We start from the raw sequence: 16,021 nt of genomic DNA on the forward strand, positions 1-16,021 counted from the left end.
TAGCATTTGCTTATATAAAGAATTACATTATAAAATAGTAAGAAGAACAGAAAGACAGGGAGAGGAAACCCATGTCCACAAAATTAGTAAATTTACGGATTGATTTCGCTTTTAAACAGTTATTTGGGACGAAGGGAAACGAAGAGATTTTAACTGGATTTTTAAACGCTATCCTAGAGGAATCTTTAGATGCGCCTATTGTATCTCTACAACTAGAAGATCCACATCTTCATAAATCTTATGAAGATGATAAGTTATCCATATTAGACTTATTAGCAACACTAGATAATGGGACGCAAGTAAATATAGAAATTCAGCTTCGAAATACACATGATATGGTCAAGCGTTCTCTATATTATTGGAGTAAACTCTATACGTCCCAAATGCAAGAAGGGATGCCGTATCGTTCACTTAGGAAAACAATTACCATTAATTTATTAGATTTTATATTATTCTCCCAAGATGATTCATTTCACACCATAGGACAATTATGGAATCCTAAAAAGCAACAGATACTAAGTGATGATATTGAAATTCATTTTGTAGAAATTCCAAAATTGGTCAAACAATGGCGTGAAGAAAAAGTAAATCCATGGGAAAATGCGTTTGTTCGCTGGATGTTATTACTACCAGCGCATGAAGATGAACATTTAACTCAAACATTGGAGGAGATTGCAATGAATCAAGATCCAATTTTACAAAAAGCAATGAATAAGTGGGAAAATATGAGCCATGACTCTTCTTTCCGAACAGCTTATGAAGCTCGTGAAAAGTTACTTCTAGATGAGCAAGCTAAGCTAGCACATGCTCGAGAAGAGGGCTTAGAGGAAGGCATTGAAAAAGGTATTGAGAAAGGGAAAATTCAATTAATTCGTGGTATGCATAAAAATGGTATGCCATTAGAAGACATTGCAAAATTCACAGGTCTAAGTACAGAAGAAATACGAAAATTACTATTATAATACGTATTATTACAAAAACTTTGCGAAAAATATCGCAAAGTTTTTTATTTAGTCCTTTAAACATCAACTCCTTAAAATATTTTTTCCTTTTTTAGACAATTTACTATTAATTTATAATAGAAGAAACTTATTCTAAATGGAAAAGTGGGGAATAACAGCTATTATATTTATGGAAATGTTAGAGCTAAAGACAAATACGTTTTATAAAATAATGAAGGAATATGAGAGAGAAAAGTAGCATCTTTCCTATGAGAGGTCCTACTTTTTCTCCAGTTGTAAGAATCTTGGAGTTTTTGCACCAGAACAGTATTATGTATATCGAGAAAAAATAAAAGACAACTCTAATTAAGAGTTGTCTTTTTGTGTAATAAATTTCACAAAATCTGAAGATATACAAACGACTAGAATACGTTATGGTTGTTATTATAACAAAAACGAATATTATTTTGAATAAAAAAATATTCGAATGAGTTTTTGAGCTTTTTGTTAACAATGTTCACAAATAAACTTTTTGTAAAGGTTTTCTTTGAATATAATTATTTATTTTAAAAATATAATCATGGTTATTGTTTTTCGGGGGTTTCCTTATAAACCTTAGCTATATATTTGACAAAATCAATGACGGGATGGTGTATGAGTGAACGGTGCTGCGCAAAGAGAACCCCTTCTTTTTCCATTTTGGAAATAAGTTGTTCAATTTTTAACTCTTTTTGTTGTATCCTATTATAATTTTGGTATACAATGTTTTTCCATTGATAGGAGGATCCGTGAAAATAACTCTCTCCTTTTACCATATGACTAAATATTATTTCTATTTTTTCTCTACGTTGTGTTTCCTTCATATGAGCTTCCGTTGACTGCATGTTTATCGCCTCTTCCCTTTGAGCTGTATACTGTTTCCAAAAATACGGTCTAACTCATCATAGCTAATGTACAGTAATCTTGTTGGGGATTGTCGTTTACGGCTATCTCATCAACTATATATATTTTCCAAATTCTTAATCTAACACCTTGCATCTTACATCTAAATAAGTTGTTAGTCTATATAACATACCATTCATCTTTTCAGTTTTTGCTACCAATAACAAAATTAGAAAGTAGTGAAAACGCAGGAAAGATTAATTGTTTATCAATCTTTATTATAAAACGATTCTTTATGGGCATGCACCTTTTTACAATCACCAAGATTTACAACATGACGAGTATCTTCATCCATGAATGTTATTCTCTATTTACTGATGATCGTTTTTTATCTAGGCTAAGCAACATACCGTATGCCTCAGAACCCCTTTTATAAAAAAGGACAATATATGTAACGGTTCCCCTTTTGATTTGAAAAAATCATATAAAAATATAGTACTCTTAAAGAGTTTTGTTACAAATTTGTTATGTTTGACTTAAAAAAAGGAAAGTAATATTTATTTGTAGAAAATTTTTAAGGATAAAAATGAATGTAAAAATAGAATGACTATCTATGATAAGAAAAGGGGGCACTTATATATGCTAACAAATGATTTAGATTTCCGATTAGAACCACGTTTAAAAGAATTGTATGAACAACATAAAATAAGAGCGCAGAAGATAGACTGGGGTTATCATGAGTTTTTACCATGGGATAAGGGAATGGACTTTAAAAGATTTCCTTGGGATGAAAGTCAAGTTACTCTTCCTTCTGGTGTAATTACGGCCATTGAAACAGCTTTATTAACAGAAGTAAATTTACCATGGTTTACAACGTATTTATCTGCGACTTTCAAAGGGTCCCTTTCTGTTATTACAGACTTTATTCATACTTGGACTTCAGAAGAGGATCAACATTCGAATTTATTGGAGACATATTTACTACTCACTCGAAGTGTGAATCCCAAACGATTACATGAATTAAGAAAGTCAGTCGTTGAGGGTGGATTTGAGCCCGATTTTCACACACCAATCGAAGCAATGACGTATACGACGCTACAAGAACTTGCAACGATGGTGTTTTACAATAATGTAGCTAAGGTTGCAAGTAAGCATGATCCAGATCTTGCTACATTATTACGCCGTCTTGCAAAAGATGAAACTCTTCATTATGCGTTTTATCGAGACGTCATTCGAACACATTTGGAATTGGAACCTAATTATTGCTATCATATTGCCAATGTGATTAGGAATTTTAAAATGCCAGGTGCTGTCATGCCTGATTTTGAAAATAGAATGACTGTGATTGCAAAAGAAGCTAACTATGGGCCGCTGCAATATTTTGATCAAGTACTTGATGTAGTAGTTGATTATTGGGGGTTAAAAGACTTACGACCAATTGCACCTCTAGCTGAAAAAGCAAGAATTGAGATTTTGGAGTACCACACAAGATTGAAAAAAATACGGGATCGATTTGGTCGTTTTCAAGGGAAAACGGATCTATGTTAATTAATCGATATTTTAGGATGTATATGGACAAATTGACCGTCCCTTTATTGAGAATCTGACACACTCCCTATTGTTTTGGGGGTGTTTTTTTACTTAATTTTATTTTTATCAAAAAAGTAGTTGACTCCAAAAATAAATTTGTGATATTATGAAATATTTGATAAAAATAACATATGTGTTAAGGTTAAGAAGGTTACCATATATGGAGGTGGATTATATGTTTCAAATTGGCGATAACATTGTTTATCCAATGCACGGAGCAGGTATAATTGAAGCCATAGAAGAAAAAGAATTCTCAGGGAAAAAACAACAGTATTTTGTTATAAAAATGTCAATCAGTAATATGCAAGTCATGATTCCTATGGGTAAAATATTAAGTTCGAGTATACGCCCAGTTACTGATATACTTGCATTAAAACGCATTATACACATTTTTCAGCATGGAGAATCAGATAAATTACTGCCGTGGAAACAAAGGTATAAAGTGAACACGGACAAAATAAAAACGGGTGAAATACAAGAAGGTGCTGAAGTTGTACGTGATTTAATGCGTATGAAGAAAGAAAAGGCACTTAATACAAGCGAAAAAAAAATGTTGGATAACGCACATGAATTTTTGATTAGTGAACTAGGATTAATTAAAGGGATCACTGAAAATCAAATAAAAAGTTTCTGTTAAGGTTCATTATAGATAATGTATTACATCCCCCGAAAATATCCTGAATTTTTTGGGAATATGATTATTATTAAAAGTAAATCATTTCAAAGACATTCAACTTCTTCAACTCACTTTTAGAGTAGGAACCTCTTTTGTTATTACTTCAATCTAATCCATTTTTATTTTTAAATTTCTTTTACGAACGTTCGAAGTTTCATCAAATAACTCGATTAAATAGTCACTTGATTTTTGCAATCCTGATTCACACTGGCACGGACAAGGATCCGTAAGGATGAAAGAGAGGTAGGGCTTTCATTGTTTTAGGTAATATACTATCTAAGTCATTATTTCTAGAAGAAAAAACAATCAATCTCACCGCTATCTTTAAGAGTTTCTTACATCTACTGAGACAGTGAATAGTAATTGTTTATCTTCTTTACGTAAAATTGATAAACGAACTGGTAACACCATATGGTCAACTACAAAAAATGGTTTCCAGACCAGGAAACCATTTTAAATTTCATTTACATAACAATAGTAAATTAAGCAGTAAGAAGGAGTGCACACATGAAAAAAATGTTAACAAAAGAATTAAGTAATGAATTAAAGAAGCGGGAAGGGATCATTTCTATTACGGTTGAGCCTTATGAAAAAATCGAAGTTGGTGGAATTCGTGTAGATGGACCAGCTGTTATTCTAATTAATCAAGAATAGCTAAAAATAGTTGAATGAACGAAGAAAAGGATCAGCCTTTACGAGAAGGGAAGATCCTTTTTGTTTGCTGTTGATAATAATAGGATATACATTTCATCTGATGCGATGGGATTAAAAGAAAGGAGAGGGTCGGGATTATCATAGCGGAAAGCTTAATATTGGTAGTATTTCTTTTTATGTTATATAAATTAGTTGCTAAAAAAACAAACTAATTATTTGAAACGATAGATTGTTTTCTTTTTAAGGGCGAGATTTATTTTATAGTGAAATGGATAATTTAAAGGAGGAATTTAGATGGATGCAAGGAAAGAACGCATAAAATACGAGAAGATGTCAAAGAACTATAACCATATTTATTTAGTTTCGTTTCTCCTATTAATTGTACTTGTTTGTAGTAGTGTGATTATCATAGGAGCTACAGGGGGAAAATATGGAGTGTTTTTGTTGTTAGCAATTTTACTTAACGCACGTATTACTAAAGAATCTCAAAAAAAGTATGAGCAGTATTCTAATAAAGGGCGTATATAAAATGATAAATATCTTGAAAGGAACAACCTAGATGCACATTCAAAATATCCCTATATCATTACCTATTAACTAGTAAAAATAATCTTATATAAGTAATTTTTTAGTAATTTAGGAATAGAAAACGTACCTTATTAAAATGTTATTTTCGTTCATACAATGAAGTATCCTTCTAGCATATTCATAAGATATATATCATATATTAAGAGAAATAATTCAAGTTAGAAAGGAGTTCTATAGAATGATTTATTTGGAAGTAAATGACTTTTTTAACGAAATGCAGTAATTGCATCTGATTCCTACGTATATCAAATATTACAATCAGTAATTGGTAAACATGTGGTTATTGAAACTGTAGGAGGTAATGTAAGAGGGAAGTTAAAGAATGTGAAACCAGATCATTTTCTTATTGAAGATACGGTACCGTATATTGTACGCATTCAACAAATTGTATGGATTATGCCAAAACAATAATTAAATTACATCTAATTTGATTTATAACAGATTAGCGTTATAGACAAACCAGTAAAAACACAGGGTTTTATCTCTGTGTTTCTTCAAATTTTCGTTTTTGAATATATGCTTGAGCATGAATAATTTCTTCCTGAAGCTCTTTTAATTCTTTCATAGATTCTGATTCAATAGCCATGTAAGTAGTAACTAAACTGATCATCATATCCATCTTCTCTACTATATTTTGAATGACTTGTTTAGATTGCTCTTTTTTAGGGTGTTGTATTGCTATTAATACATTTTCCATATAATTGTTCTTTCTTTGCTGGATATCATAAATAAACTGTTTTGTGTTTGAGTTCATTTGTTGTTCCTCCGTTTTGGATATATTTCCATTCTATCATATTTGAATAGAAAATATTGGATTCCTCTAAATTTACACCTGTCTCGCACATCTCCTCAAATATACAAACTAACTCCTTAACGTACAGAGAACTAATCAAAATGTGTCGATTTTATGTCTAAACGTACAATTTTCTTGATGGGCCTGGTGACCCCATGCCCATCAACCTAATATTTTGAAGTAACCCAAAACGATAGAAATAAGCTTAATTATTATAAAAGGTAAAAATATTTGTTCCGCGGGGATCTAAGATATCAACTTAATGGCTATGCAGCAGTCCCTATACCTATTAAACTAAATATAAAAAGTACCGCTAGAAGGATTACTGTTTAATGCCGACGAAATTTTTGTAGAAAACTTAGTCGTGAGGAGAAGATAACTTGAACATAGAAAAGATTTTTGAGTATGAAGTGGATCAAGAGTTAAGGCTGGCTATTCAAAGATTATTAGTAGAGTGTTTTGAAGAAAGTTACCCTCGGGAAAGAATCTATTTTAAACAACTCCCTCATTTTAGATTATTGGCTTTAACTGAGAAAAATCAACTTATTGGTCAGGTAGGTTTGGATTATAGAGTGATGAACTTAAATGGTATGCCTATAAGAGTTCTTGGAATTATTGATTTATGCGTATCAAGAGAAGCTCGTTCTCAAGGAATAGGAAACTTATTGCTTGTAGAAATAGAAAATTTCTGCAAGGGTAAGTCTATTGACTTTCTACTCTTATTTGCCGATAACAAAAGTTTGTATTTAAAAAAAGGATACAAATCGGTAGAGAATAAATGCAAGTGGCTTAAAATAGATGAACAAAATCAGACTACTTTCAGCATAGGAAATGAAGTTATAAACGAACTTATGATTAAGGAACTGGGAAATGTAAAATGGCAGGATGGAGAGTTAGATTTATTAGGCTATCTTTATTAGACTAGAGGTACGTTAGTTGAAAAAGGTGTCCTACCTCATCGCGATCAAGCTAAGGTTTCACACTATCCATAAAGTAAAAAAGACGTTATCCTTTCTATATATTTCTACAAAAAGAATAGCGTGTTTTTCGTTTTATGGATACAACGGTTCTGTTGCAAAGTTTTTCAAGTTGAGCTAAACTGTAGGGGATTTGAGATGAGGAGAATGATACATGGGATACTTTAAAGGAAAACAATTCAAAAAAGATATTATTTTGGTAGCCGTTGGCTATTATTGTCGTTTTTCTTTAAGTTATCGCGATGTATCTGAAATCCTAAAAGAACGTGTTATTTTCGTTCATCCAACAACAATTATGCGTTGGGTCCATGAATACGACAATCTGATCTATCAAATTTGGAAGAAGAAAAACAAGTCATCATACCATGTTTGGCATTTAGATGAAACTTACATCAAAGTTAGAGGAAAGTGGTGCTATCTTTATCGTGCAATTGATGGAGACGGGCATACTTTGGATATTCACCTTCGTAAAACACGTGATCATCAAGCGGCTTATATGTTTATGAAGCGACTCATCAAAGCTTTTGGAGAACCAGCGGTTCTTACTACAGACAAGGCTCCTGCCTTGCTTTGTGCGTTCAAAAAATTACAGAAAGATGATTTTTGTACACATACTAAATATTGCACCGTCAAACATCTAAATAACCTCATTGAACAGGATCATCGACATGTAAAGCTGCGCTTTGCCAAATCTTCTGGATTTCAAACTATTCGTCATGCTTCACGTACCATAAAAGGAATCGAAACGATGCAAGCCATATATAAACAGAGACGAAGTCTTAAATCAGACTCCGTCTTTTCTGTGTATAAAGAATTACAAAAATTAGTAGCAATTGCTTAAATTATATCCCAATCGATAGCCCTCTTTATCTTTTTTCAGCTCTGCAACAGAACCTTTGCAACAGAACCTAATATAACCTATTGATAAAATGAAATACTGAAATCATATTAGATTGATTCACGTTGTAATTCATTAGATACAGAAAGAGACATACAAAAACGCCACCCTTTCCTATGATTCTACAGAAAGAATAGCGTATTTTTTCATTTTAGAGAGGGTTTTGTTTTATTAGCTTAATAACATTGGGTTTCCAACAAAATTCCAAAAAAACAAAATTTATTTTTTAGAGTAAGTTGTGGGTTTTTAAACCAGAAAGATATATTTTTAACTATAAAAACTATGACAAAATTTATCCTGTTTTCCTTTTTGCCTACTTGTTAAATTCAGCAAGTAAAATATTTTTAAAAGGATTAGGACTGTCAGTTCTACCCAAACTATTCCAATTGACGACCAACGTATGCTTGCCTCCAAGTTTACCTCCAACAAGAGTAGTAAACCCTAGAATGCCACCTGTGTGTCCCCATATCGAGACACCGCTTGGAAGCTTAGTTTCATAGATTCCAAGACCATATCCATCGATTCCTTCTTTTCCTGTAGGAACTGTAGTAAGCATTTGTTTTAGTTGCTGTTCTTTCAGTAATTTGCCACCGAGCAAGTAAGAGAAGAATTTATTTAAGTCGTCAGCAGTAGAAATCATATCTCCAGCTGAGCTAGCTACACTTGGGTTATAATAAGTAACGTCTTTTAGCTCACTTGTTCCGTCTGGTTGGACATATCCACGGGCATGCTTGGTGCCTGGAATAACGCTTGAATTGCCAGGTAGGGATGTATTCGATAATTCAAGCGGTTCAATAATCCGATTTTCAATCTCTTCCGCGTAGCTGTTTCCGGTTACTTTTTCAATAAGAATACCCAGTAATACGTATCCTGTGTTTGAATAAGACCAACCCTTTCCTGGGGCAAAGTCTGGAGGCAGAGGAATCCCCATTTTCACTAACTCTTCAGCCATATACGATTTTTTTGTATCCATAAAATCAGCATCTTTTGACCTTGAGTATTCAGCGATACCACTTGTATGGTTCAATATCTGCCGGATAGTAATCTGGTTACCATCATATCCGTTTCCTTGAATGACACCAGGCAACCATTTTTCGATAAAGTCGTCTAGATTCAAGCGGTTCTCTCCAGCTAATTGAAGTACAACCGTTGCGGTGAACGTCTTCGTCACGCTGCCAATGCGAAAGCGGAAATCTGTTTTCATTGATTGCTTGGTGCTTAGATTCGCTATCCCAGCGGCATACCCCCACGTTTTTCCACCCTCCGAAGTTTTAGCAAGTATCCCCGGGTATCCAAGTTGCAATGTATCCCGCATTGCCTGCTTGACGGAAGTACGATCTCGTTGAGGATTTGTTTGTAACGAACTAGATACATTTTGAGTGGGCTCTGCTTTTACAATTGAGGTTGGTGTTGTATATAACAGGGAACTTCCAGCTATTAAAAGGGCCAGACTTGCAAATGTAATTTGAATACGTGTTTTCATAAGGCATTCCTCTCCTATATTCATATTGTATAGGTGGTTGCTTGCTGTTTCATTCTAACCACACAGCTATCATCTTCACCGATTACAAAAGGTCAACATTGAATTTGTAATCATCTTCATAAGTATTATTTTATCAACGCCATTCTGCCCTAACAAACGGTAAATCTCTCTTTTTTCACATGTTTGTAAACCACAGAAATTACTTCTTTTCCTTGAAACACTTTTGTTACTAGTTTGTTTTTCATATATAAGTCATATCTGTTCCGCCTTTCACGCCTCGTAATATTTTTATCCTATACAATGAAACACTCTTTTTCCTTACCCATTCCTTACAAATTTCTTACGTTCAAAATAGATTCTATTTATTAATATTATTTAAAATCTGCGATACGATTTAATCTTAATTTAGTTGTTTTATAGAAATATTTCTGGTTTTTAGAAATAAATAATCGGAATATTCATTATTTTCTATATTATTTTTAGAAAATAATCCCATTAATAGGAGTGTTATGATTTAATTGTTAGTCAATATCTCACTTTTAGAGCGTTAGTGTCTTTGAGAAAGTCTAAGCAAGCTATTGATTTCATTACCATCACAAACGAACTGCAAAAAAAGAATAGGATTGAAGAGGCGGGAGAAGTCTCTTATCCCACTCAATTAGTTTCTATCGTCCCTATTTAGTAAACTTAAGGAGCTCGTTTTTATGAAAACTACCGAATCAAAAAGTCTATGGGGAAATACAATTTATTTACAAGTTTTCTCTGCGTATTCACTGCTTATGCTCGGAGTATTTATTGACATGTTAGCCATTATGACCATTGTTAGTTTTGAATGGGAAGTAGACCCCACCATGATTGGATTAATTCCCGTTGCGTATGCACTTCCTGGGATTATATTTAGTTCATGGGCAGGCGTGATTGCTGATCGCTTTAGAAAAATTCCAATTATGATGTTTTGTAATCTAATGGTTGGTTTATTAACAATTGTTCTTTTATTTGTCCAAAATATTCATTGGCTTTTATTAGCATTAATGGTTCGTTCCATTTTCACCGTTTTTTACTATCCTGCACAGCAAACACTAACACGACAGATTGTTTCTACTGATTTGCTTACCAAAGCGGTAAGTATCAATGGGATAGTTGAGCAAGGAACCAAGATACTGGGCCCACTTATAGGAGGAATGTTACTGAGCTGGTTTCAGCCAGAGTTTTGTTTGATTATAAGGGCAATATGCTGTTTACTAGCTGCTTTGGTTCTGTTGCCCACAATAAGGTTACAGGAATCTCTGTCAAGAGAACATATAGAAAAGAAACAGCAAAGTACTTGGACTGCTTGGTTACAAGGTTGGGGTTATGTATTATCCAATCGGATGATATTATCAACCATGATTTTCTTTACAATAGCTATGGCAGTATTACAATTAGTAGACTCGCAGTTCCCTACTTTATTTAAGAGCTTGTTCCCAAATGATAAGAGTAAAATGGGATACATCATTTCTATTATTGGTCTTGGGGGAATAATTGGCGCATTTTTAACTCAGAAATTAAAACATTTTCAATATGGTTGGGTAATATGTGGAGGCATTGCTTTAATGGGAATTGGCTTTGGGGGTATTAGTCTGATAACTCTGATAAGTCCTGGTTCATCCCTCATTTTTGCCTATCTGATTAGTTTTATAGCTGGTATTGGAAGTGGACTTATGCTTGTATCCAATCAAGTTATTCTACAAATAGAATCTCATCAAGAACAGGTCGGAAGAGTATTTGGAATTCAAAGCAGTTTAGCAAATGCAGTCCTCATTATTTCTCCTGCTATGAGCGGTCCACTGGTTCACTTTTTCGGAGTAATTGAACTCTATTTTTATGTGGGTATTGGGCTCATCATCATTGGAGTAATTGGGGTTTCACTACAGAAATATATATGGGTTAAACATAAACAAGAACCTATAAGAGTAAATAATTTTTGAAGGGAAGATTTTTTATGGCCAATGAAGAATGTTATCCGTTAAGTCATCCACAGAGGAGAATATGGTATACAGAAGTTATTCATTCCGGTAAAGGGATATGTAATTTAAGGTTTTTGTTTAAACTTCATAGAAAAATGGATTATTCAAAATTAAACCGAGTTGTGAATCGTGTTATTAGTGAAAATGATGGTCTTTGCATCAGACTAAAAGAAAATGGGCATCAGGAACCTGAACAATATTTTGTTAAACATGAAGAACAAGAATTTGAGTTTTTCGATTTCAGTTCCGTGGAAGATCCAGATTTGCTGGAGAAATGGATTGAGCAGAAAACACAAGAAACGTTTACATTATTTAATTCTGATTTATACTATCTTGCTTTAATAAAATTAAACGATAATGAATGTGCAGTCTTTGGGAATGTTCATCACATTATCATGGATGGTTTATCAATCCAAATTTTTACTAGCCAGATTGCTAAATATTATTATGAGATTCATAGCGAGACTGATGAAGGTGTACTTAGAAATTCATATGTTAAATTTCTGATGAATGAACAAACATACTTGAATGGTAGTCGCTTTCAAAAAGATCAAAAATTCTGGTTAGAGGAATTCAAAACACTTCCATCTGTGACGGGATTGAAGTCCTATAATGCGTACCAAGTTAGTACGAGAGCATCACGCGAGACGTTTATATTATCGGAGCATTTGAAGAAAAAGATAGAGTTATTTTCTGAAGATTATAAATTAAGTGCATATTCTCTTTTTGTTGCTGCTTTCTCATTGTCTATGTATCGGTGGACCTCATCGCTTGATATTGCATTAGGAATGGCTTATGGCAATCGTATGACTAAAATGGAACGGGAATTAATTGGAATGATGGTGAGTACGGTTCCTCTAAGGATGGATATCGATCCAGAAGAAGAAGTACTTTCATTTATTGGTAGGGTGTCCAGAAAACAAAGTAAATCATTACGACATCAGAAATACCCATTTGATTTGTTATTAAAGCAGATTAATAAAGAGAATAACAGCAATGTTAGACTTTTCGGAACTACGATTGATTATAGAGATCGTGATGAAAGTGGTGACTCACTTTGGATTCCAAATGGTGAAGAAATGCAAGATTTTGCAGTACATATTGAGAATTTGACTGATATAGACTCTTTACAAGTACATATTGACTATCGTAAAGAGCTATTTTCTAAAGAAGAGATAAACCGCTTTTTTAAAACCATGTTAGCAATAATAGAAAATACATTTAAAAACCCAAAGCAAAAGGTTTCTGAGATTGAAATTATTTCAGAAGAAGATAAAAGAAAAAGTTTAGTAGAGTTCAACAATCCTAAGCTTGATTTTCCACCTCAAGTAACTATTCATGAATTGTTCGAACAGCAAGCGATGATTTATCCAAATTCTATTGCAGTTACGTATGAAAAAGGAAAAGTTACTTATAGGGAGCTAAATGAACGTGCAAATCAGTTAGCTCATTATCTGCAGAAAAAAGGAGTAGGACCTGATACTTTAGTTGGGCTGTGCGTTGAACGTTCTCTAGAAATGATTGTAGGTATTTTAGGAGTTTTGAAGGCTGGCGGGGCCTATGTTCCACTTGATCCAACATATCCAGAGCAGCGACTTCAATATATTTTAGAGGATGCTGGCATTCAGTTATTCGTAACGCAAGAAAGTTTAAAAGAATCGAAATGGTTACCAGAAAATGTTAAATCAGTTTGCCTGGATCGTGATAGAGATGAGATTGGGCAAGAAAGTAAGACCTTGCCGTTTTCTGATGTAAGTTCTCAAAACCTAGCTTACGTAATCTATACTTCGGGATCAACAGGGAATCCAAAGGGCGTTATGATAGAGCATCACAATATCATTCGTTTATTTAAATCGACAGATTGTTGGTATCAGTTTAATGAAAAAGACACTTGGACGCTTTTTCATTCTTATGCATTTGATTTCTCAGTATGGGAAATTTGGGGAGCATTATTATATGGTGGGAAATTAGTTGTTGTCCCGTACTGGATTAGTCGATCGCCCAAAGATTTTTATCAATTATTGGTGGAGGAAGAAGTCACAGTTCTAAATCAAACACCTTCCGCATTTCGACAGTTAATACAGGTGTGTGAACAAGAAGATGAGAATAAAAACTTGCAGCTGCGTTATGTGATATTTGGTGGAGAAGCGTTAGAACCTATTAGCTTGTTACCGTGGTTTCAAAGGTATGGGGAGAAAGAACCGCAGCTAATTAATATGTATGGAATTACAGAAACTACCGTTCATGTTACATATTATCCAATTACTCAAGATGATGTGCAGCATGCTTCAAGAAGTAATATCGGAAAGCGGATTCCAGATTTAGAAGTGTATATACTAGATGCTTATCAACAACCTGTACCTATAGGTGTAGATGGTGAGCTTTATATTGGCGGGGCAGGGCTTGCACGTGGGTATTTAAATAGACCTGAATTAACTGCAGAGCGCTTTATACCTCATCCATTTAGTAGTGATCCGAAAGCAAGATTATATCAGACAGGAGACTTGGCGAGATATTTGCCGGATGGGAATCTGGATTATGGTGGAAGAATTGATCATCAGATTAAAATACGTGGTTTCCGAATTGAGATTGGGGAGGTTGAGTCTACTTTAAATGCATATGCATCTATAAAAGAGGCTGTTGTAATTGTTAGAGAAGATCAACCGGGTGATAAACGATTAGTAGCATATGTTGTAGGAGATGGAAATGTAGGTGCGTGGAGAGAGTATCTTAAAGCAAAACTACCGAGCTATATGATCCCTTCGGGATTTGTGACGATGGAGGCCATTCCACTAACAGCTAACGGTAAAGTTGATCGTGAGGCCTTACCTATACCGGAGGAAGAGCAGATTAACAGTGAAGCTGTTGCCCCTCGGAATAGTAACGAAAAGATACTGGCTACCATCTGGAAGCAAGTATTAGGTGTTAAAAATGTGGGAATCCATGATAATTTCTTTGAAATTGGTGGCGACTCGATTCTCAGTATTCAAATCATATCTCAAGCAAGTCAATTAGGATTAAAACTTACTCCAAAGCAAATGTTTGAATGCCCAACCATTGCCGAGTTGGCACAAGTGGCTATAGAAACTCAGGGAGTACAAGCGGAGCAGGGAATTGTGACAGGAGAAGTGCCCCTTACTCCAATTCAGTACTGGTTCTTCGAGCAAGAACATTCACGTCCGGAGCATTGGAATCAATCGATGCTTTTAAGAGTAAAAGAGAGATTGGACGTGAAGTTACTAGAAGGAGCGATCTTAAACTTACTAAAACATCATGATGCTTTACGTTTCCGGTACGAACAGTTACCAAATGGAACGTGGAGGCAGAGAAATGAAGGGACTGATGAGCATTCTGTACTTCATGTGGTAAAACGGAACAAAGCTAATGAACAAGCGTGGAATAAAGTAATACAAGAAGAGATGAACATTACTCAAACTAGTTTCAATTTAGTTACAGGTCCGTTAATGAGAGTAGTTTACTTTGAGGACACCTTGTCTGGAAATGATCGAATATTCTGGGTGATTCATCATTTAGTAGTAGATGGAGTATCGTGGAGAATTCTATTGGAAGATTTACAGGCGGTATATAACCAGATGAAACAAGGTCGAGGAGTTCGCCTACCTGCGAAAAGTACATCTTTTAAAGAGTGGTCAGAACGACTGCAGGCATACAGTGATTCGGCTATTTCAAAAGAAGTACAAAATTATTGGAATGAACGGGTAGAAAAAGAAACGATGAAAATTCCAATGGACTATCCAATGCAAGACACAACAGAAGAATCGATTGATCAAGTGACGAGGACTTTAGGAGTAGAAGAAACACATGCATTGTTACAAGAAGTTCCAGTGACTCATAAGACAAGGATTAATGAGGTACTATTGGCGGCATTAGGACAAGCTATCGTCGATTGTACAAATCAGCAAACGGTTTCTATTCATCTAGAAGGACACGGGAGAGAAGAGATGGTTGAAGGTATTGATCTATCACGGACAGTGGGCTGGTTCACGAGTATTTATCCTGTTCATCTGAATTTTCAAGGAACTAAAACACCTATTGAAGGATTAAAGGCTGTAAAAGATCAATTGCGTCAAATTCCGAATCGTGGAGTTGATTATGGTATTTTACGTTACTTGAAAAAAGAATTACTTCCGTTTTATCAGCAAAAGCCTTCAATAAGCTTTAACTATTTGGGCCAATTTGATCAAGTGTTTTCAAAGGAATCTTTGTTTATGCAAGAGACAGGGTTTATATTTTTAGATCATGCTCCAGATTCCAAGCCATCTCACCTAATTGAGGTTATCGGTATGGTAAAAGATGAGAAGTTACATTTTGTTTGGATATATAGTAGAGAACAGTTTTCTAGATTAAAAATTCAAGCGATAGCAGATAGTATGTTGAGGCATCTTCGTCAACTTATAAATAAACCAACAACAGAGTCAGCTTTTACAGTATCAGATTTTGCTGATGCTGAGGATCTTACGGAAGAAAGCTTGAGCAAAGTATTACTTAAATTAACAAAGAAGAGGGTGTAAA

Annotated in this window: 13 protein-coding genes and 2 pseudogenes; 12 read left to right on the forward strand and 3 right to left on the reverse strand. The window is 34.3% G+C overall.

The genetic code is table 11. The annotated features are described in order from the left end of the window. The first annotated feature begins 71 nt into the window (after positions 1-71). Positions 72-962 carry an Rpn family recombination-promoting nuclease/putative transposase gene (locus QCI77_RS29040; RefSeq protein ID WP_353825956.1) on the forward strand — a complete coding sequence of 297 codons (891 nt, stop codon included), beginning with the start codon at positions 72-74 and terminating at the stop codon, positions 960-962. 113 nt (positions 963-1,075) lie between these two features. Continuing rightward, positions 1,076-1,200, forward strand: a pseudogene (locus QCI77_RS29045) (recombinase family protein); the annotation flags it as partial. Positions 1,201-1,525: 325 nt separating this feature from the next. On the opposite strand, the gene QCI77_RS29050 reads toward QCI77_RS29045, so the two are convergent. After that, on the reverse strand, positions 1,526-1,825 hold the full coding sequence (locus QCI77_RS29050; protein WP_353825957.1) for a hypothetical protein: 300 nt from the start codon (positions 1,823-1,825) through the stop codon (positions 1,526-1,528). A 637-nt stretch (positions 1,826-2,462) separates the two neighbouring features. Between QCI77_RS29050 and QCI77_RS29055 the strand changes: the two genes are divergently transcribed. From QCI77_RS29055 to QCI77_RS29075, 5 genes and pseudogenes are all read left to right on the forward strand, one after another. Continuing rightward, on the forward strand, positions 2,463-3,371 hold the full coding sequence (locus tag QCI77_RS29055; protein ID WP_353825958.1) for an acyl-ACP desaturase: 909 nt from the start codon (positions 2,463-2,465) through the stop codon (positions 3,369-3,371). 217 nt (positions 3,372-3,588) lie between these two features. Then, positions 3,589-4,050 carry a CarD family transcriptional regulator gene (locus QCI77_RS29060; protein WP_193666173.1) on the forward strand — a complete coding sequence of 154 codons (462 nt, stop codon included), beginning with the start codon at positions 3,589-3,591 and terminating at the stop codon, positions 4,048-4,050. 546 nt (positions 4,051-4,596) lie between these two features. Next, a complete protein-coding gene (locus QCI77_RS29065) occupies positions 4,597-4,743 on the forward strand; it encodes a BC1881 family protein (protein WP_000738547.1) in 147 nt (48 codons plus the stop codon). Between the two features lie 294 nt (positions 4,744-5,037). Then, positions 5,038-5,271 carry a hypothetical protein gene (locus QCI77_RS29070; protein ID WP_059038590.1) on the forward strand — a complete coding sequence of 78 codons (234 nt, stop codon included), beginning with the start codon at positions 5,038-5,040 and terminating at the stop codon, positions 5,269-5,271. A gap of 238 nt (positions 5,272-5,509) precedes the next feature. Further along, positions 5,510-5,742: pseudogene (locus QCI77_RS29075) on the forward strand (DUF2642 domain-containing protein). Positions 5,743-5,809: 67 nt separating this feature from the next. Here the strand turns inward: QCI77_RS29075 and QCI77_RS29080 are convergent. Beyond that, entirely contained in the window at positions 5,810-6,085 is a 276-nt protein-coding gene (locus tag QCI77_RS29080; protein WP_193648183.1) for a hypothetical protein, read from the reverse strand. A gap of 419 nt (positions 6,086-6,504) precedes the next feature. On the opposite strand from QCI77_RS29080, the gene QCI77_RS29085 reads away from it, so the two are divergent. Further along, the gene (locus QCI77_RS29085) at positions 6,505-7,044 is read left to right on the forward strand and encodes a GNAT family N-acetyltransferase (protein ID WP_353825959.1); all 540 of its coding nucleotides are present in this window, start codon (positions 6,505-6,507) and stop codon (positions 7,042-7,044) included. Between the two features lie 211 nt (positions 7,045-7,255). Further along, positions 7,256-7,942, forward strand: coding sequence for an IS6 family transposase (locus tag QCI77_RS29090; RefSeq protein ID WP_113733660.1), 687 nt, complete (start codon positions 7,256-7,258; stop codon positions 7,940-7,942). Positions 7,943-8,312: 370 nt separating this feature from the next. Here the strand turns inward: QCI77_RS29090 and QCI77_RS29095 are convergent, their stop codons facing one another. Then, positions 8,313-9,482, reverse strand: a complete 1,170-nt coding sequence (locus QCI77_RS29095; RefSeq protein WP_353826044.1) for a serine hydrolase domain-containing protein — start codon at positions 9,480-9,482, stop codon at positions 8,313-8,315. A gap of 550 nt (positions 9,483-10,032) precedes the next feature. Between QCI77_RS29095 and QCI77_RS29100 the strand changes: the two genes are divergently transcribed. Genes QCI77_RS29100 through QCI77_RS29110 form a run of 3 tightly spaced genes read left to right on the forward strand, consistent with a single transcriptional unit; the run spans position 10,033 to position 16,020 of the window. Continuing rightward, positions 10,033-10,164 carry a DnaB-like helicase N-terminal domain-containing protein gene (locus tag QCI77_RS29100; RefSeq protein WP_002035044.1) on the forward strand — a complete coding sequence of 44 codons (132 nt, stop codon included), beginning with the start codon at positions 10,033-10,035 and terminating at the stop codon, positions 10,162-10,164. 22 nt (positions 10,165-10,186) lie between these two features. Continuing rightward, on the forward strand, positions 10,187-11,449 hold the full coding sequence (locus QCI77_RS29105) for an MFS transporter (RefSeq protein WP_353825960.1): 1,263 nt from the start codon (positions 10,187-10,189) through the stop codon (positions 11,447-11,449). A 14-nt stretch (positions 11,450-11,463) separates the two neighbouring features. Continuing rightward, a complete protein-coding gene (locus QCI77_RS29110) occupies positions 11,464-16,020 on the forward strand; it encodes an amino acid adenylation domain-containing protein (RefSeq protein WP_353825961.1) in 4,557 nt (1,518 codons plus the stop codon). The last annotated feature ends 1 nt before the right edge of the window (position 16,021 follow it).

The sequence above is a fragment of the Bacillus cereus group sp. MG9 genome, from assembly GCF_040459995.1.
In the GTDB taxonomy this organism is placed as follows: Bacteria; Bacillota; Bacilli; order Bacillales; family Bacillaceae_G; genus Bacillus_A; species Bacillus_A mycoides.